Source organism: Erythrobacter sp. HI0063, from assembly GCF_001635685.1.
Lineage (GTDB): Bacteria > Pseudomonadota > Alphaproteobacteria > Sphingomonadales > Sphingomonadaceae > Qipengyuania.
Genome location: NZ_LWFF01000225.1, coordinates 1 through 424, shown reverse-complemented (window position 1 = coordinate 424; position 424 = coordinate 1). Strand labels below are relative to the sequence as shown.

At 62.5% G+C, this 424-nt stretch carries 1 pseudogene; it reads right to left on the bottom strand.

The features are described 5' to 3' along the window. Positions 1–117: 117 nt before the first annotated feature. Positions 118–424: pseudogene (gene trxA, locus A3736_RS07455) on the bottom strand (thioredoxin); the annotation flags it as partial.

Sequence of the window (424 nt, the reverse complement as noted above, 5' to 3'; positions counted from 1 at the left end):
CATTCCCACCGTCTACGCCATGTTCCAGGGCCAGCCGATCGCCGACCTGACCAATGCACGCAGCGAATCGCAATTGAAGCAGACGCCCGACCAGCTGCTGAGTCAGCTGCCCGTCGAACCGGGTGCGGCGGGCAGCTGACTCAGCAGCTGGTCGAGCGTCTGCTTCAATTGCGATTCGCTGCGTGCATTGGTCAGGTCGGCGACCGGCTGGCCCTGGAACATGGCGTAGACGGTGGGAATGGAACGGACCTGGAACTGGCTGGCGATGAACTGCTCTTCATCGACATTCACCTTGGCAAGGACCACGCCCTTGTCCGCATAATCGGCCGCCACCTTTTCCAGCACCGGCGTAAGCGCCTTGCACGGCCCGCACCATTCCGCCCAGAAATCGAGCACGACGAGCTTCGTCATCGACGGCTCGACG